Raw genomic sequence first — 15,555 nt, 5'->3', positions numbered from 1 at the left:
CTGAGTTCTGACGATTACCAAAGAAATGTGAGAATTCAATCACATAACTTAACACCATAATTAGCCTCCTTATTTATTTTCTGAGTTGATGGATACGAGCATCATACCATTGCCTGTGAATAACAGACAATGGTGGTGCTTAATTTGCCTTAAACTTCCGGAACAGAAGGTTATTTTCTGGCGTTTTTCTCTGTGGTGTCATGATAAAAACGTCTTTTGTATAACGGGGACGACACCATGCCATTAAAGCGAACCGGATTAAAACTGGATTTTTCACTGCTTAACCTGCCGGAGAAAGATGATAAAAAAACACACTTGCCGACAGATGATTATTTGAAACAGCATATTGATGCCTTATTGATACAGATGAAACAAATGCCGGTTTCATTCATAAAAGAGGCAGAGAATGCGCCGGATTATCCGATGCTGCAACAATGTGGTTATTCCTCACGATATAACGGATTTCATTTATCTAATGATTGCGGTGATGTATTTATCCGCGCCCGCAGAGAGAAACCTCACTGCGCTGGTGGGTTTGAGGGTGATAAATTTCATTTGAGTGTGCATGAATCACAGATTGCACAAGCGGTCACTATGCTGTCAGGAGCGCTGTTTTCAGATAACAATCCCTGTGACAGATGGAAAATAACGGATATTTCACAGGCAGAGCCTGACAGCAGAGTTAAACGCGGAGCCCAGATAACTTTGTATGTTCGTCCTGTTCCGGGTGAACATCCTTATAGCGCAGAGCTGCTCAGTGAAACCCGCAGATTTATCACCGGGCTTGAATACCGTCTGACAGAAGGGGGGATTGTACCGGGAGAATACCCTTTATCAGATATCCGTCCGCCACACTGGCAATTTACCAGCTACCGTAATGAAATTATCAGCGGGCGTGAGGGCTGTGAGGCGGACCATCAGCGGTTAGCGGAATCCGCATTTTACCGGCTGATGACAGCTCGGGATTAATCGGCAGCGGGGCGGAACATATCACAATGCGGAATACCGTCCTCGTCATAAACGTCAGAACAGACGGTAAAGCCGCATTTTTCATAGAAAGCGGTCAGATGCGCCTGTGCACTGATAACAATGCGCCGTGTCCCGAAATGCCGGTATACCGCCTGAACGGCGGTAGCCATCAGCGGATAGCCCAGTTTTTGCCCGCGGAATTGCGGATTGATCCCCACCCGGCCGATAGCTGCCGGTGCCGTGCTGTTTTCCGGCGGAAGAATACGGCAGCAAGCCATGATTTCACCGTCCTGTTCCGCCCAAACGTGCAGCGCCGTGAGGTCGGCGCCGTCCGGATCGAGATAACAGCAGGTCTGTTCAACCACAAATACCGCGCTGCGCAGCGCCAGCAGGCGGTAGAGTGTCTGCGGGGAGAGGTCATGCAGGGCAGCTGTCTGCCAGTTAATCGGTGTCATGTGTCTGTCCGTCAGTAGTAAGAGAATTATGCACCGGGCATAAAAATCAATATGTGCATCAGTAATATCATGATTACGGATCCCATTCAGCCGGATAATGGTTTTCAGCCTGAGATAGTGCGACAACAATTGCTCTGTCCGCTGACGGCCCATGCACGGGTTTACGCCGAACGCCATCCGGGTGGCGGTGTGCGGTAAATGTCCGGAAGGCAGAATAAACATAATCAGCTCATTATAGTGTGGGTAAGGCCATGTAATACCAGCCGTAAATATCCATATAGCGTTCGGTGGTGCGTGAGGTTTCGTATTTCACATCCTGAAAACCCCGGCGCAGATACAGCTCTCTGGCTTTTATATTTAAGTCAGAGACATACAGTGATAACCGGTTAATGGCCGGGTCCGCCCGTAATTGTGTGGTGATCTCATCGAGAATCTGATTGCCTATCCCGCTACCGCGCAGTGATTCATCCACACACAGGTAGGACAGATAAGCCGTATCCGCCGCCGGAATATGGACAAACATCTGAAAAATCCGGCGGATTTTCAGAAAGGGAATAAAACCGGCTCTGCGCAGGATAGCCAGAGAAGAAACCGGTGCCGGGGCGTGCTGCGGCGGGTGTTTAACCCCGAAAGTCAGGCCATATACGGCGACCAGTCTGCCATTACGTTTTACCTGAAAGTGGCGGTCATACGGGTCACTGAGCCCGCGCTGCCAGAACATCGCCAGCACGGCCTGACGCTGTGCATCCGGCATGGTGCTGACCGTTTTGAATTTGGATGAAAATGCCTGATAAAACAGGGCAGTGGCAGGCTCTAACCCGGTTTCATCCAGACATTCGGTGATTAATCTGCTGTTATCAGTAGCAGATGTACTGTTTTTTATTATGTTTGTCATAATCTTCAATACAGAAAATGTGGTATTATAATAGATAGAGTAATCGGTCTAATTTCTATTATCCGGTTTTTCGGAGACACTTCCTTATGGAAAAATTAACGGAAAAGCAGCAGCGCAAACGTCGTCAGATTCTTGATGCTGCAATGCATTGTTTTATCGAAAAAGGTTTTCATTCCACCTCGACGGCAGAGATTTGTAAAGCTGCCGGGATGAGCCCCGGGAATCTGTTTCATTACTATCCGACTAAATACGCCATCATTGAAGCGATTGCGGAACTGGACGAGGATGACCACAAGGCGATTCTGAGTATCGGTGATGCGCCGGGACATACGGCAGATATTATTGAAAAAATGATAACGGCGTTGATTATGTTGTATAACGAGCCGGGTTATACCCGACTCAGCCTGGAGATTATCACTGAGGCAAGCCGTAACCCTGAGCTGAATACGGCTTTTGTTGTTAATGAGCAGCGGCTGCACAAAAAATTCTGTGATGTGCTCAGATGCGGCATGGCTGCCGGTGAGATTGACCCGCAGCTGGATCCGGTACAAACCGCGTCCTGGCTGCTGGTGATGGCGGACGGCACGCTGGGGCGTGAGCTGACGGAACCTGAGTTCAGCCGGGAAGCGTTTCTCTGCGGGTTACGTGTGTTGCTGAGAAAGGCGCTGAAGCCCTGAATTACGCTTCGCTGACAGTCCGCTGCATCACCGTGACCAGCTCGTCATTGATCACATCATCATACATAGCCTGCCAGCCCATCCGTGCATACATGGCCTGTTTATCCGGCGTGTAGAGATTCAGTGCTGCCAGGCGGCGCTCTCCGGCGGTGGCAAAGACTGCCTGTGTCAGTGTACTGCCGAGACCTTGACCGCGGGCGGCGGGCAGGGTGTAAATCTCGCCTGTCCACCAGTCTGCATTTGCCATACGGCAGGTTTTCAGTTCCCGCCAGATCAGGCTGGCCGTCCCCGACAGCGCGCCGTTTTTATCTGTGGCGACAAACAGTATTTCGCCGTTATCACCGTTCATCCGTTTTATCAGACGTGCCAGGATAATTTCCGGTGTCTGCCACTGCGGCAGTTTCTGCCATTCCTGATGTAAAACCTGAGCAATACTTTCCAGCAGCGGTAAATCGCCGGGTAAACCGGTAACAGGGCGGATATTCATGATAATGATGCTCCGGGGCGTTCAATAAGTTCGGTAATTAATGCCAGTACCGGCTGAAACAGCGCCCGGCTCTGTTCAAAGGTGTAATCAGTCCGGCGGATCGCCACCGTATGGCCGTGCAGGGCATCCGCCAGCAGATGCAGAATAGCGGTCTGCCGTGACTCATTCAGCCCGCAGGGTGCAATAATGCGCAGATAGCGCTGACGGAAACAGCCGGACGGGCCGTCACTGTTCAGTGATAACAGAATATCCAGCAGATCACTGTAAATATAGAGCAGATGCAGATAACTTTCTGCCAGTCGCTGAAGCTCCTGTTGTACCGGAGCCTGTGCCGATGGCTGATAAATATCATCCACCAGGGCAGTGGCGAGGGCTTCCAGCAATGCCTGTTTATTGCGGAAGTAATAATAAATCGCCATCGGATCGACCTGCAACTGTGCGGCAAGGACGCGGATCGACGGTACTTTTCCCTGTTCCTGTAACAGTTTTCCGGCCTCGGACAGAATATTTTCGGCGGTCAGTTTGCTGCCCCGGTGAGCAGGGCGTCCGCAGGGCGGTATTCGGGATGATGTCATAGGTTGCCTCTGTCAGCGGAAATGGTGGCGGTATTTACGGATAAAACCGGTCACGGACATTGGTTGTTTTCCGGTGATTGCCGTGAAATTATCAAAAGTGGTGCCACGAAAATACTCAGCGGCTTCGGCCCGTTTTGTGTTTACCCGCCAGATGCTGGTTCAGGCCAGACAACGGAACGGAAAAGATCCGTTTGTACAGGAAATTAACTGATGTTTGCCGACGGACGTACCCGGATCACGTTGCTGGCGGTTGTGTTTATCACCTCAATGATGCTGACGTTTTCTGATTCATTTTTTTCAGCGCCGGAGAGAATACGCACCCGCAGTTATCTGCCGGAAAAAAAAGCGGTAGAACTAACGTCACCGGCCATCAGCAGTTTCCGCGATGGTGTGATGATAACCGGTGCCAGAGACGCTATGCGGGTTGATCTCGTTACCTGTGATCAGAAAACCCGCAGTTGCAGCCACAGTAAAAATATTGCTTTTAACCCGGCAGAAGAGCCTGATATTCCGCTGCTGAACCTGAAAATATCCCCGGATAAAAAAGCCATCGGCGATTACCTGCACAAACAAACCCATTACCTGAGGCGCAGTGAAGTCTACGGCGACAGGCCGCTGGTGCCGGTCACCTATATTATGACTGAGCAGAAAGGGGATTTACGGGTCAGCGCGATGTTTATGGGGCAGGTACAAAGCCAGCTGTGTGATATGCAGGGACGCTGCCTGATTATTTTCAGTGATTATACCTCCTACGGCAAAGAATATGTCTTTTACTCCCGGGACGGTGGTCAGCAGTGGCAGTGGTTATCACAGTGGACAATGCCGGAACCTGCCGGAGAGACTCAGCTTCTCGCTATCACAGAACCCGGCAGTGTGCTGATGGTGCAGAGGGACACACTGTATCAGACCCGTGATTCCGGAAAACGCTGGCGGCCTTTATTCAGCATGGATAACCGGAAAAAACGGTATCAGGATGACGGACGCTGGTATACCAGCCTGAGCACCACTAAATGGCACTATAACGGAGACGCGCGGGTGATCGCATGGATGAAGGATGAACAAAATGATCCGGAAAACACGATACTGGCTTGTTTTAATACCCGGACCTCAGAAACTGAATCTGATCAGGTTGTCCCCGGGGAGATTGACGCGCTCGACAGTACCACCGGCGGAGAAATTTATTTTGTGCTGACAGAAAAAACCCGTAAACGGCCGGAGGTTAACCACTTTAACTGTAAGGGTGATTATTCACAGCGGCTGGAAACCGGCGGATCTTATATTAACGGACTGCGGGGCGGCAGTGATGATTTACTGATAGCGGGGTCAGGTTCAGAAACCCGGATATCGGATGATGGCGGGCTGAACTGGAATACAGCAGCACCATTGGCGAAAGAGTACGGGGAAACCGTTTTATTTGATAAATGGCGCAATCGTCTGTTCTATTTTCAGGAGAGTCACTACAGCAATAGCCTGACAGGAAACCGTGACGGCATTGAGTATAAAACCTCGGCGGTGCAGTAATGATATCCGCCGCTGTCGTTAAGGCAGCGGCGGTGATGTATTCAGGCGGCGGCCTTTTCCGCCGGGGATTCATTCATACTGTGGCGCAGTAAAAACATCACTACCAGAATCACAATACCGGTTGCCAATCCGGCGACATTTACGGAATACCAGCCCGCATAACAGAAGGCGAACCCGGCCAGCAGACTGCCAAGCGCCCCGAAACTGAAGATAAGAAAATCGGTCGCACCCTGGATTTTAGCCCGTTCATTGCCGGTATAAGTGCGCGGCAACAGATGCGTGGTGCTGATCAGAATAAAGTTCCACGCCAGCCCCAGCGAGGTCATGGCAATGAGAAAATGCGCGTAACTGCTGCTGGTCAGACTGACTGCATTGCTGATTAACAGGCAAATCACTCCCAGCCAGACAAAGCATTTTACCCCGACCCGGCTGATTAACTGCCCGGTAAAGAAAGAGGGCGCAAACATTCCCAGTATATGACACTGAAACACAAAGGCAATTGCCGGGAATTCAAATCCCTGCGCTTTCATCGCCAGCGGGAAAGCACCGACCATATACACTACCAGCGCATACCCGGCGGCACTGACCACGGCGATCAGAATCAGCAGCGGCTGGGAATATAACTGACGGTATGGGCGGTTTTTTGCGGTATCGCTGATCTGAGCGGGAAGCTGAGCTTTCAGCGGTAAAAATGTCAGCAGAACAAAAGCCATCAGATAAATAGCCGTCAGCGCGCCGAACGTGCCGAGGAACGGATAAGCCGCCACCAGTGTCCGGGTGGACATCGCCAGTGACGGACCGATCAGCACGGCGATAATCCCGCCGCTCATCACCACGCCGATAGCTTTTGCCCGCAGTGCGGCAGGGGCTTCCTCCAGTGCGGCAAAGCGGTATTGCTGGGCGGTACCGATGGCAATACCGGTAAAGAACGTTCCGGCGGAAAACAGCAGCATGTTGTGTGTATAAATACCGGCGATTGCCAGTAATGCACCGGCCAGCCCGCCGATATTACCGAGAATAAACCCGGCGCGGCGGCCGAAACGCATCATAAAGTGAGCCATCGGCACTGAGGCGGAAATCAGGCCGATATATTGTGCCAGCAGCGGGATCGTGGCATGTGCCGGATCTTCCGCCAGTTGTGACCCGATAAGAACGGCAACGGAAAGCACCAGGGCATTCCCGGTGGTAAATAAGGCTAAGGCGGCAGAGAGCCAGTAAACAGAACGCGGCATAATAATTCCTTATTATTCAACAGAAAAAGTGAATAATGACATCAAACGGAAATCAGTATGCCGGATGATACAACTTCAAGTTAACTTTAAGTCAAGCGGGATTTTTCACCGCTTTGCTTCTGTTTTTTTTCAGACTGACACTCAGGATTTTGCGGAATTTCGGGCACGCCAGATGGTTTTCTGCCGGGCACTGCTCAATATGCAGCAATCCCTGTTTCAGATTTTGCAGCTCGCGGATTTTCTGGTCAATTTCTGTGATTTTTGCCTGAATTGCCGTCCGTTCAATCCCTTTTGACGGCAGTTCGCTGAGCATGACCGCGATTTCATCCAGCGAAAAATGTCCTTGTTTGGCGAGAATGATCAGGGACAGCCGGGTCAGCACCTCTTCATCATAAATACGAGTCAGGCCCCTGCGCCCGGCAGGCGTGATCAGGCCTTTGCTTTCATAATAGCGGATGGTGGCGGTTGTCAGGCCGGTCAGCTCTGCGACACGGCCGATATCAATCATTTTCATGCTGCATCACGCAGGGATGCCAGGGAGCGGATCTGTTTACCGTCCGGTGTGAAATTATCCGCTGACAGCCACTGTTCCAGGGCGTGGTTAACCAGCGGCCATTCACGGTCAGTAATGGAAAACCATTCGGTGTCACGGGTGCGGCCTTTGACAACCCGCGCCTGACGGAAACAGCCTTCATACTGAAAACCCAGGCGCAGTGCCGCATTGCGGGACGGTGCATTGAGGCTGTCACATTTCCATTCATAACGGCGGTAACCGAGGGTATCAAATACATATTTCATCAGCAGCCAGTGGGCTTCTGTTGACATCACCGTGCCGCTGAGCAGCGGGGAAAAATGCACATGACCGACTTCCGTGACGCCGTTTTTCTCATCAGTCCGCATCAGGGAAAACAGGCCAACGGCTTTGCCGGTGTGCTTATCCGTAATCGTGAAAAACAGCGGATCCGACGATTGTGCATTTTTTTCGGTACGGGCGCGGTATTCATTCAGATCGGCCGGTGGTTCATCCGGCAGCCAGGTCCAGTAACGCCCGTCAGGGGCGAGTGAAAATGCCCGGTACAGGTCATCCGCATGGGACGGGCTCAGCGGATCGATCCGGCAGTGACGGCCTTCCGCACTGATGCGGGCAGGGTAAGGGCGGGCGGTCCAGTCCGGAACGATATCACCGACAGTTTGTCCGAATGCATTTATCTGACTCATTTATTTTCTCTCCGCGCTGTTTTGCTTTCGTGTACTGTAATATGCTGAACGGGATGAGAAAAGAGCCGGTTTTTTAAAATTTCAGAGAACCACTTCAGTGATTGGTATTTACAGCACGATTTTCCGGCAGAATAATTTTGATGCGGTAAAATAGTGCTGTTCAGATAAATAAAACGCTGGGAAATCTTCCGGCGTTTTATTCTGTGCTAATCAGATACAGATCATTAAATATGGATATTCACGGATTATTTCCCGGAATATACTCTGGGGGAGTACATAACCTTGATGTATTCTCCGCTATAATCAGAAAAATAGTGGAAACAGAGACTGACAGGCAAATTATGGCGGTATTTCGTTATCATAATGTGATATTTCCGTAAATCTGTTAACAGCCTCTGATCTGATGAAATACAGGTTAACAGTGATGAGTGAAGCAGTAAGAGAAACACCCGTGCGGCGTAAAAAGAAACTGAATGGCCGGAATTTTTCACAATTTTTTATCTGCCTGTCTGTGTTGCTTGCTGCCATGTTTTTTTCACTGTTTTACGGCAGCGTCAATATGGAATTTCATCAGAAGCTGGATACGGTAATCAAAATTATTAGCGGGGGCATCAGCGGTGATGATCTCCTGCCGTATGAAACCATCATTTATAATATCCGTCTGCCCCGGATTATCCTGGTGGCAATTACCGGCGCATCCCTGTCGCTGGTGGGGATCCTGATGCAGACCATAACCCGCAATGAACTGGCCGACCCGTATATTCTCGGCGTTTCCTCCGGGGCCAGTGCGGGGGCTGTATCCGCCATTGTGCTCGGGTTATTTGCTTTTATGTCACCGTATAATGTCTATATCGGTGCATTTGCCGGCGGGCTGATTTCCACGGCTATTATTGTTCTGTTTAATTTTAAAAAGAGTAATATGACCAACCTTGTGCTGATTGGTATCGGTATTTCCAGTCTGTTTTCTGCTATCACTACTGCCATTATTTATCTGTCCAAGAATGAAAGTCAGGTTAAAAGTGCAATGTTCTGGATGCTGGGCAGTTTCTCCGGTATTAAATGGTCTTATATCCCGCTGCCGCTGGTGGCATTAATTGCAGTATTAATTTTTTGTCTGTTATTCAGCAATGTGCTTGATACGTTATTACTGGGTGCAGATGCATCTGCACAATTAGGTGTAAATGTCGGTGCCATCAAGCTGGCAGTGATTATTTTATCATCTTTTGTGGTTTCTATTATTGTGGCCAATGTCGGTGTGATTGCGTTTATCGGACTTATTATTCCGCATATTGTCCGTAATACGATTTCTGTGAAACACTTTAAGTTATCGCTCTATTCCTGTCTGGTCGGTGGTGCATTTCTGGTGATTATTGATACGATTTCCCGCAGCTGGTTTAAACCGGAGGAGATTCCGGTCGGTATTCTGACCTCACTGATAGGCGCACCGCTGTTTGTTTATATCATTATTAAAGCGAACAGGAGCCGGTAACGTGAGTACTGTTGATATTAATGACCTGAATTATAACGGGATACTGAAAGATATTAATCTGTCATTTTCCGGCAAAAGAGTGATCGGTATTGTCGGGCCTAACGGCTCCGGTAAAACGACCTTATTACGGCATATTTACCGGGATATCAAAACCCGGGGCACCGTTTTCTTTGATAACACGGATGTGGCTCAGTTTTCTGTCAAATCACTCGCCCGTAATATCTCGGTACTGACGCAGTTTAATGACCAGGTGGAAGGCAAACTGACCATTGAGGAAATCGTGGTGATGGGGCGGATGCCGTATAAAAAACATTACGTGGATTACAGCGACCGGGATTTTGTGATTGCAGACAACTACATGGCATTGTTTGGTCTGCAGAAAATGAAAAATAAAGAGTATCACGCACTGTCCGGTGGTGAGAAACAGCGGGTGATGCTGGCGAAATGTTTTTCCCAGGAAACCGATATTATGATCCTGGATGAGCCGACCAACCACCTGGATATCCGCTATAAAGTGGAAGTAATGAAAGCGTTGGCCGCATCAGAATCCACCGTAATTATGACCATTCACGATATTAATTTATCCGCAAAATACTGTCAGCATCTGATCCTGATGAATGACGGGCAAATTTATGCGCAGGGCACACCGGCGGAAGTATTAACCCGGGAGTGCCTGTTTGATGTATTTGGTGTGGAATTTACGGTATTACCGGTAGAAGACCGTGTTGCTATATTTTTATAATCCGGATGAGGAAATTATGAAAAAATTATTATTAGGTACCCTGGTTATCTCTGCATTGTTTTCCGTGACAGCCTCTGCGGAAAATAAAAAAGCACAGGCTTATGTTCCTGTTGAATTCAGTGCAAAACTGGATGGCAACGAATATCACTTTAAACCGGAAACATCCCCGCAGCGTATTGTTTCTCTCAGCCAGATCACCACCGAAATGCTGCTGGCACTGGATTTGGGGGACCGTATGGTCGGTACCGCTTTTCTGGAAGAGCCGATTTATCCGCCGGTAAAAGCAGCATATGACAAAATTCCCGTATTGGCAGAAAAATGGCCGTCTTACGAAGTCTTTATGTCTGTCAAACCCGATTTCGCCACCGGCTGGGCAAACTCATTCTCAAAACTGGCATTGGAAGCCAATAAAATTGTGCCGGAAGGGGTTGCCGTTTATGTGCCGGAATCCATGACATCACCGAAAGCAGATGTGAATACCTATTTTAACGACATGCTGAAATTTGGTGAGATCTTCGGTGTACAAGAGACCGCTGAAAAATACGTGGCGGCAGAAAAAGAAAAACTGAATACCGTTATCAGCCAGATTCAGGCGTATCCGGAAAAAACTGCCTTTATTTTTGATTCTCAGGACGGTAAACCCTATACCTTCTTTGATGGTTATACCTCAGAGATGCTGAAACTGATTTCTGTTAAGAATATTTTTGCCGGCAAAAATACCGGAAAAACCTGGGCGGTCGGTAACTGGGAAGATGTGATTATGTCTGATCCGGAAGTGATCATTATTCCTGTTTATAAAGGCTTCCGTAATGATGATGATTATGACCAGAAAGTGGCATTTATTGAATCCATGCCGGAAATGCAGGGTGTAAAAGCCGTGAAAAATAAAAATTATATTAAAGTGAATCTGTCCGAATTAGTGCCGGGACCGCGCTCGATTGATATTTTGCCGGTACTGGCAAAAGAAATTCACGAAAAACCGTAACGTTCTCTGAATTCCGCACCGGGTTTCCGGTGCGGATAGTTACATAATCAGAACAGATAAATCAGGGTGTAGAAAAATACCAGCGTCAGGACCACGGTCAGCAGGGTATTTTTAATCAGCCGTGCGGCGATAATACAGAACAGCGTACCCCATAAATACGGATTATCACTGATATCACGGAACTGTTGTTCCTCCAGTAATACAATCGGCGCGCAAATAGCCACCAGCAGACAGGGCGCGGAATAGGTCAGGGCCTGCTGAATAAAGACCGGCAGCCGCAGCGGTAATCCCGGGATCAGAAAAATAAAGCGCAGCGAAAACAGCATCAGCGTTAGTGCGAATATTAATCCCCAGCTCATTTTACGTCCCCCCATTTACGCCCCAGCAGAACGGCCAGCAGCATGGCGCTGACGCCGGCAATCACCGCGCTGCCCTGAATACCGGCACGGGTCAGAATAATCGTGACCACAAAGGAAAACAGGGCTCCGGCGAGTGCACTTTTTGATTTGATCAGCGGCACCACAATCGCCAGTAATGTCGCCACCACTGAAAAATCGAGCCGGAGCTGGCTCAGGTCGCTGATGCTGTGTGCCAGCACAATGCCGAGAATACTGACCAGCACCCAGACCAGATAAAAACTCAGTCCTGCGCCGAACAGATACGCAAAACTCAGGCGCTGCCGCCCGGCGACACTGACCGCAAACAGTTCATCCGTCAGCAGAAAACCGATACCGGCCCGCTGCAGCGGGGAAAAAGGGCGCACATGCGGGCGCAGTGTCAGCCCGTACAGCAGGTGTTGTGAGGTGATAAAAAAGACGGACACGATAATGGTGATCACCCCGGCACCGCTGTTCAGCAGGCCGAGTGTTACCAGTTGGGCAGCACCGGCAAAGACCATTGCGGACATCGCGACACTTTGTGCAAAGGTCAGGCCGCTGTCCACCGCCATCGATCCGGCAAGGATCGCCCACGGCACCACGGCCAGGTTGAGCGGGGTCATATGCAGTGCGCCGGTGAGGAAATCTTTCAGCGGAGAGGCGGGTAAATCTGTGGTTGTTGTCATTGTTATCATCCGTACAGCGTAAAACAGTCCGGATACTCTGCCATGACACAACAACAGAAAGATTGTACAAAATTGTTCAGCGGGATCAGCGGCGCTGCATAAATTTGCCCGGTGAGACTCCCATTGCCCGTTTAAAATGGCGGGTAAAGTGGCTTTGGTCGGTAAATCCGCACTGTAAAGAAACATCCGCCGGGCGGTCGCCATTTTGCAACAGCTGACGCGCTTTGCGCAGGCGTGCCTGAATCAGCCACGCGTGGGGCGGCATGCCGTAACGCAGACGGAACTGGCGCAGAAAATACCACGGGCTGAGATTCGCCATTGCGGCCAGTTCATCCAGGGAATAATCGGTTTCCGGATGGCTGTTCATCATCTCTGCAATATGCTGCAGGCGCTGACCGGCCGGGGTGATCTCCGCCGGGCGAAAGCCTTTTTTATTGTGGCGGGTGATAAGCCAGGCCAGGGTTGAGAGCAACAGGGAGCCTTTCAGCAGCCGGTTATCCGGCTTCAGCAATACATCAAACAGCAGGCGTAACTGTGCGGCAAGGCCGGGATCATGGACCACCGCGTGAGAAAACCAGGGGACAAAGCCCCGATCGGCCGATTTGAGATCCTGCATCAGCGCATCCAGCATTTCCGGTGTCGGATAAATCGCACGGTAGGCCCAGCCGGTTTCCAGTGCCGATGAACCAGTGTGGATTTCATCGGAATTCACCAGAATGATATCGCCGGTCGGGGCATAATGATTACTGCCGGTGCGGAAAAACTGCTGAACACCTTCGTCAATCACACCAATACAAAAGCCTTCGTGCGTATGGCGGCTGAATTTCTGCTGATAGTAACGGGCAGAGATCATCCCCAGACCATAAAAATCGTCCAGATGAAAATAATCAGCCTGTTCACGGCAATGCCCGTCACTCTGCATGGTGTGTCCTGCTCTGTCTTTACGGTAACCAGTTATTATCGCGCTGCGTTACATTCTGTCTTGTACAAAATTGCGCAGCTGCGCGATATCAGCCGATCAGTTTCCGTGCTGCCAGGTCTTTCACAATCAGTGCCGCGACCAGAGAACAGCGGGGCAGATCACGGCTGTCCAGCCAGTCCAGTTCAGCAATTTCCGCGGCCGGTTGCAGTACGCCGGTAAATTCCGCCTGATAACAGCGGATACGCACCTGTGTGCCATCCTGTTTACCGTCCGCCTGACCGGTGAATTCCCCGTAAAACGTGATGGTGTCCGGTTTCAGTGTCACCGTCAGTTCTTCGTCAATTTCGCGGCACAGAGCCTGTTCGTCAGTTTCACCGGCTTCGCGTTTGCCGCCCGGCGCGTAGAACAGGGTTTTGTTATGAGAGCGGACCATGGCTACCTTGCCGTCTTTCAGCGTGATCAGTGCCAGTTTATCGATCATTTTTGCCGTCATTGCTGTTCCTTTATCACTCTGGTGAATGTGTGCTTTGCAGCCATTATGACACTGTGCTTTCCGGAGAGTGTCAACTTTTTTGCTACTGACAGTTTCCGTGACTGATCTTCCGTGCTGATCGCAGATTTGCCAGGATAAGCACCGGATATATCCGCACTATCAATTCACATTATTTATATCAGGAGCATTTATCGTGCTTCCTGCGGGTATCTCTATGAAAAATAACGTTATGCTGATTTTACTCTCGCTGTCACTGGCGGTCTTCGGTGTCATTACCACAGAAGTGGCGGTGATTGGTCTGCTGCCTGCCGCAACTGACGAAACAGTTGCAGATCACGGCACCGCAGGTCGGGTTTCTGGTCAGTATCTATGCTGTGGTGGTCGCCATTACCGGGCCTGCCATCACGCTGATGCTGGGGCGCTATAACCGCAAAACAGTTTTGCTGGTGATTATGGCGATTTTTATTATTTCCAATATCGCGTATGCCATTACGCATCAGTATGATGTGATTCTGTTTTTCCGTATTTTACCGGCACTGACGCACGCGGTATTTTTTGCTATTGCCCTGGTGGTGGCCGCCAATGTGGTGCCGCCTGCACGATCTGCCCATGCGATTGCCATTGTTTTTTCCGGGGTGGCTGTCGGCATGGTGCTGGGAATGCCGCTCAGTGCCTTTATTGCGGAAATGTTTACACTCAATGCTGCGTTCTGGTTCGGTGCGCTGACCAGTGTGGTTGCTTTTACGGGGATCGCGCTGTTTGTGCCGTCATTACCGGTGACACAGGCGCTGAAAGTGCGTGAACAGCTGGCGATTCTGCAACGTCGTGATGTATGGCTGAGTATTGCGGCAGTGACACTGATTTTTTCGGCGATGTTTGCAGGGTTCAGTTATATCGCCGGTTATCTCGTCACTATCACCGGTTTTTCCAACAATACGACCAGCGCATTATTGGTGGTGTTCGGCATCAGTGGTTATTTCGGCAACTTTATTTTCAGCCGGTATTTACAGCGCAATGTCATTAAAACCACGTCACTGTATCCGCTGCTGTTTATCCTGATTTACCTGGCGGTCTGGCTCTGCGGTCCTTCGCCGCGGCTGATGGTGCCGGTGGTGGTGCTCTGGGGAATACTGCATACGTCCGGGCTGATTGTCAGCCAGACCCGGCTGCTGCGTGAAGCCGGGAACACGCCGGAATTTGCCAACAGTCTGTATATCGGATTTTCCAATCTCGGGATCACCCTGGGCGCAATGGCCGGCGGGCGGATGATCCGCAGTTTTGGCGTTGAAACCATTATCTGGGAGGGAATTGTCTTTGCGGCGGCAGCCTTTATCACAATACGGCTGAAAGTCCGGCAACAGGCGGCACACACCGTCTGCCGGCCGCTGATTTGGTGATTCCCAGTTTATCTGCTGCCGCAGTAAAACTGCCGTGCTGTGCAGCGGCGACAAAGGCGGTAATCCCGGAAAAAGAATCCGTTTTCTGCATGAGCGATTTATCACAGTGATGGTTAATGATTTCATCATAATCGTTTTCTGTGATAAAAATCATCAGCTCTGCTCTGTTAACACATAAAAAGGATAATAACGTTGAATACCCGCACTTATCAGTTTTACCAGGTCGATGTTTTTTCTGATGTACCGCTGCTCGGCAATGCGCTGGCGGTGGTGGTTGATGCAGATGATATGACGGATGAGGAAATGCATCGTTTTGCCCGCTGGACAAACCTCAGCGAAACCACCTTTTTGCTGAAACCGCAGGATCCGCAGGCCGATTACCGGGTCCGCATTTTTACGCCGGACGGTGAATTGCCGTTTGCCGGACACCCGACC

At 50.1% G+C, this 15,555-nt stretch carries 22 protein-coding genes; 10 read left to right on the top strand and 12 right to left on the bottom strand.

The genetic code is table 11. The annotated features are described in order from the left end of the window. Positions 1–237 precede the first annotated feature (237 nt). The gene (locus HMPREF3119_RS05525) at positions 238–969 is read left to right on the top strand and encodes a type III secretion system effector phosphothreonine lyase (protein WP_004239258.1); all 732 of its coding nucleotides are present in this window, start codon (positions 238–240) and stop codon (positions 967–969) included. On the opposite strand, the gene HMPREF3119_RS05520 is transcribed toward HMPREF3119_RS05525, so the two are convergent. Beyond that, the gene (locus HMPREF3119_RS05520) at positions 966–1,646 is read right to left on the bottom strand and encodes a GNAT family N-acetyltransferase (RefSeq protein WP_371327752.1); all 681 of its coding nucleotides are present in this window, start codon (positions 1,644–1,646) and stop codon (positions 966–968) included. The genes HMPREF3119_RS05525 and HMPREF3119_RS05520 overlap by 4 nt on opposite strands. A gap of 10 nt (positions 1,647–1,656) precedes the next feature. Beyond that, a complete protein-coding gene (locus HMPREF3119_RS05515; protein WP_004238406.1) occupies positions 1,657–2,319 on the bottom strand; it encodes a GNAT family N-acetyltransferase in 663 nt (220 codons plus the stop codon). An 86-nt stretch (positions 2,320–2,405) separates the two neighbouring features. Between HMPREF3119_RS05515 and HMPREF3119_RS05510 the strand changes: the two genes are divergently transcribed. After that, a complete protein-coding gene (locus HMPREF3119_RS05510) occupies positions 2,406–2,996 on the top strand; it encodes a TetR/AcrR family transcriptional regulator (protein WP_070578801.1) in 591 nt (196 codons plus the stop codon). A gap of 1 nt (position 2,997) precedes the next feature. Here HMPREF3119_RS05510 and HMPREF3119_RS05505 read toward each other — a convergent pair whose 3' ends face one another. Together HMPREF3119_RS05505 and HMPREF3119_RS05500 are read right to left on the bottom strand one after the other, a co-directional pair. Beyond that, positions 2,998–3,483: a GNAT family N-acetyltransferase gene (locus HMPREF3119_RS05505; RefSeq protein WP_070578796.1), complete on the bottom strand. Its 486-nt coding sequence runs from the start codon at positions 3,481–3,483 to the stop codon at positions 2,998–3,000. Next, positions 3,480–4,058: a TetR/AcrR family transcriptional regulator gene (locus tag HMPREF3119_RS05500; RefSeq protein ID WP_032098990.1), complete on the bottom strand. Its 579-nt coding sequence runs from the start codon at positions 4,056–4,058 to the stop codon at positions 3,480–3,482. Before HMPREF3119_RS05500 ends, HMPREF3119_RS05505 begins: the two co-directional genes overlap by 4 nt. An 82-nt stretch (positions 4,059–4,140) precedes the next feature. Between HMPREF3119_RS05500 and HMPREF3119_RS19940 the strand changes: the two genes are divergently transcribed. Together HMPREF3119_RS19940 and HMPREF3119_RS05495 are read left to right on the top strand one after the other, a co-directional pair. Continuing rightward, positions 4,141–4,269, top strand: a complete 129-nt coding sequence (locus HMPREF3119_RS19940) for a hypothetical protein (protein WP_004239264.1) — start codon at positions 4,141–4,143, stop codon at positions 4,267–4,269. Beyond that, on the top strand, positions 4,269–5,579 hold the full coding sequence (locus tag HMPREF3119_RS05495; RefSeq protein ID WP_062771582.1) for a beta propeller repeat protein: 1,311 nt from the start codon (positions 4,269–4,271) through the stop codon (positions 5,577–5,579). Before HMPREF3119_RS19940 ends, HMPREF3119_RS05495 begins: the two co-directional genes overlap by 1 nt. A gap of 41 nt (positions 5,580–5,620) precedes the next feature. Here HMPREF3119_RS05495 and HMPREF3119_RS05490 read toward each other — a convergent pair whose 3' ends face one another. The 3 genes from HMPREF3119_RS05490 to HMPREF3119_RS05480 all read right to left on the bottom strand — a co-directional run bounded on the left by HMPREF3119_RS05490 (position 5,621) and on the right by HMPREF3119_RS05480 (position 8,029). After that, entirely contained in the window at positions 5,621–6,811 is a 1,191-nt protein-coding gene (locus tag HMPREF3119_RS05490; protein WP_046024555.1) for an MFS transporter, read from the bottom strand. 91 nt (positions 6,812–6,902) lie between these two features. Further along, on the bottom strand, positions 6,903–7,325 hold the full coding sequence (locus HMPREF3119_RS05485) for a MerR family transcriptional regulator (RefSeq protein ID WP_004238412.1): 423 nt from the start codon (positions 7,323–7,325) through the stop codon (positions 6,903–6,905). After that, positions 7,322–8,029 (bottom strand): GNAT family N-acetyltransferase, encoded by a 708-nt coding sequence (locus HMPREF3119_RS05480; RefSeq protein WP_004238413.1) that lies wholly within the window; start codon positions 8,027–8,029, stop codon positions 7,322–7,324. The genes HMPREF3119_RS05485 and HMPREF3119_RS05480 overlap by 4 nt, the downstream gene beginning before the upstream one ends. Positions 8,030–8,432: 403 nt before the next feature. Between HMPREF3119_RS05480 and HMPREF3119_RS05475 the strand changes: the two genes are divergently transcribed. From HMPREF3119_RS05475 to HMPREF3119_RS05465, 3 genes are read left to right on the top strand one after another with little or no spacing between them, the layout of a single operon-like run. Beyond that, positions 8,433–9,518 (top strand): FecCD family ABC transporter permease, encoded by a 1,086-nt coding sequence (locus HMPREF3119_RS05475; RefSeq protein ID WP_080634069.1) that lies wholly within the window; start codon positions 8,433–8,435, stop codon positions 9,516–9,518. 1 nt (position 9,519) lies between these two features. After that, on the top strand, positions 9,520–10,260 hold the full coding sequence (locus tag HMPREF3119_RS05470) for an ABC transporter ATP-binding protein (RefSeq protein ID WP_036414845.1): 741 nt from the start codon (positions 9,520–9,522) through the stop codon (positions 10,258–10,260). Between the two features lie 16 nt (positions 10,261–10,276). Further along, entirely contained in the window at positions 10,277–11,245 is a 969-nt protein-coding gene (locus HMPREF3119_RS05465) for an ABC transporter substrate-binding protein (protein WP_070578793.1), read from the top strand. 47 nt (positions 11,246–11,292) lie between these two features. Here HMPREF3119_RS05465 and HMPREF3119_RS05460 read toward each other — a convergent pair whose 3' ends face one another. The 4 genes from HMPREF3119_RS05460 to HMPREF3119_RS05445 form a co-directional block, all read right to left on the bottom strand. Then, positions 11,293–11,604, bottom strand: coding sequence for an AzlD domain-containing protein (locus tag HMPREF3119_RS05460; protein ID WP_049245779.1), 312 nt, complete (start codon positions 11,602–11,604; stop codon positions 11,293–11,295). After that, positions 11,601–12,308 (bottom strand): AzlC family ABC transporter permease, encoded by a 708-nt coding sequence (locus tag HMPREF3119_RS05455; RefSeq protein WP_049242900.1) that lies wholly within the window; start codon positions 12,306–12,308, stop codon positions 11,601–11,603. The genes HMPREF3119_RS05460 and HMPREF3119_RS05455 overlap by 4 nt, the downstream gene beginning before the upstream one ends. 85 nt (positions 12,309–12,393) lie before the next feature. After that, complete coding sequence (locus HMPREF3119_RS05450) at positions 12,394–13,230, bottom strand: AraC family transcriptional regulator (protein ID WP_004238421.1); 837 nt, start codon at positions 13,228–13,230, stop codon at positions 12,394–12,396. Between the two features lie 88 nt (positions 13,231–13,318). Beyond that, positions 13,319–13,723: an NUDIX hydrolase gene (locus HMPREF3119_RS05445; protein ID WP_004238422.1), complete on the bottom strand. Its 405-nt coding sequence runs from the start codon at positions 13,721–13,723 to the stop codon at positions 13,319–13,321. A 214-nt stretch (positions 13,724–13,937) separates the two neighbouring features. On the opposite strand from HMPREF3119_RS05445, the gene HMPREF3119_RS19650 reads away from it, so the two are divergent. Next, positions 13,938–14,150: a hypothetical protein gene (locus HMPREF3119_RS19650; RefSeq protein WP_239510667.1), complete on the top strand. Its 213-nt coding sequence runs from the start codon at positions 13,938–13,940 to the stop codon at positions 14,148–14,150. Then, positions 14,050–15,120 carry an MFS transporter gene (locus HMPREF3119_RS05440; protein ID WP_246829239.1) on the top strand — a complete coding sequence of 357 codons (1,071 nt, stop codon included), beginning with the start codon at positions 14,050–14,052 and terminating at the stop codon, positions 15,118–15,120. The genes HMPREF3119_RS19650 and HMPREF3119_RS05440 overlap by 101 nt, the downstream gene beginning before the upstream one ends. Here the strand turns inward: HMPREF3119_RS05440 and HMPREF3119_RS05435 are convergent. Then, positions 15,056–15,211: a helix-turn-helix domain-containing protein gene (locus HMPREF3119_RS05435; RefSeq protein WP_080654118.1), complete on the bottom strand. Its 156-nt coding sequence runs from the start codon at positions 15,209–15,211 to the stop codon at positions 15,056–15,058. The genes HMPREF3119_RS05440 and HMPREF3119_RS05435 overlap by 65 nt on opposite strands. Positions 15,212–15,312: 101 nt before the next feature. On the opposite strand from HMPREF3119_RS05435, the gene HMPREF3119_RS19645 reads away from it, so the two are divergent. Further along, a partial coding sequence (locus tag HMPREF3119_RS19645) for a PhzF family phenazine biosynthesis protein (protein WP_246829238.1) occupies positions 15,313–15,555 on the top strand: 243 nt, incomplete at its 3' end.

This window comes from Morganella sp. HMSC11D09, from assembly GCF_001807955.1.
Taxonomy (GTDB): domain Bacteria; phylum Pseudomonadota; class Gammaproteobacteria; order Enterobacterales; family Enterobacteriaceae; genus Morganella; species Morganella morganii.
This window is presented reverse-complemented; position numbering and strand designations above follow the sequence as displayed.

Coding starts and splice junctions, on each gene's coding strand:
- HMPREF3119_RS05525 (WP_004239258.1), top strand. CDS start 238: ATGCCATTAAAGCGAACCGGATTAAAACTGGATTTTTCACTGCTTAAC.
- HMPREF3119_RS05520 (WP_371327752.1), bottom strand. CDS start 1,646: ATGTTTATTCTGCCTTCCGGACATTTACCGCACACCGCCACCCGGATG.
- HMPREF3119_RS05515 (WP_004238406.1), bottom strand. CDS start 2,319: ATGACAAACATAATAAAAAACAGTACATCTGCTACTGATAACAGCAGA.
- HMPREF3119_RS05510 (WP_070578801.1), top strand. CDS start 2,406: ATGGAAAAATTAACGGAAAAGCAGCAGCGCAAACGTCGTCAGATTCTT.
- HMPREF3119_RS05505 (WP_070578796.1), bottom strand. CDS start 3,483: ATGAATATCCGCCCTGTTACCGGTTTACCCGGCGATTTACCGCTGCTG.
- HMPREF3119_RS05500 (WP_032098990.1), bottom strand. CDS start 4,058: ATGACATCATCCCGAATACCGCCCTGCGGACGCCCTGCTCACCGGGGC.
- HMPREF3119_RS05495 (WP_062771582.1), top strand. CDS start 4,269: ATGTTTGCCGACGGACGTACCCGGATCACGTTGCTGGCGGTTGTGTTT.
- HMPREF3119_RS05490 (WP_046024555.1), bottom strand. CDS start 6,811: ATGCCGCGTTCTGTTTACTGGCTCTCTGCCGCCTTAGCCTTATTTACC.
- HMPREF3119_RS05485 (WP_004238412.1), bottom strand. CDS start 7,325: ATGAAAATGATTGATATCGGCCGTGTCGCAGAGCTGACCGGCCTGACA.
- HMPREF3119_RS05480 (WP_004238413.1), bottom strand. CDS start 8,029: ATGAGTCAGATAAATGCATTCGGACAAACTGTCGGTGATATCGTTCCG.
- HMPREF3119_RS05475 (WP_080634069.1), top strand. CDS start 8,433: ATGAAATACAGGTTAACAGTGATGAGTGAAGCAGTAAGAGAAACACCC.
- HMPREF3119_RS05465 (WP_070578793.1), top strand. CDS start 10,277: ATGAAAAAATTATTATTAGGTACCCTGGTTATCTCTGCATTGTTTTCC.
- HMPREF3119_RS05460 (WP_049245779.1), bottom strand. CDS start 11,604: ATGAGCTGGGGATTAATATTCGCACTAACGCTGATGCTGTTTTCGCTG.
- HMPREF3119_RS05455 (WP_049242900.1), bottom strand. CDS start 12,308: ATGACAACAACCACAGATTTACCCGCCTCTCCGCTGAAAGATTTCCTC.
- HMPREF3119_RS05450 (WP_004238421.1), bottom strand. CDS start 13,230: ATGCAGAGTGACGGGCATTGCCGTGAACAGGCTGATTATTTTCATCTG.
- HMPREF3119_RS05445 (WP_004238422.1), bottom strand. CDS start 13,723: ATGACGGCAAAAATGATCGATAAACTGGCACTGATCACGCTGAAAGAC.
- HMPREF3119_RS19650 (WP_239510667.1), top strand. CDS start 13,938: ATGAAAAATAACGTTATGCTGATTTTACTCTCGCTGTCACTGGCGGTC.
- HMPREF3119_RS05435 (WP_080654118.1), bottom strand. CDS start 15,211: ATGCAGAAAACGGATTCTTTTTCCGGGATTACCGCCTTTGTCGCCGCT.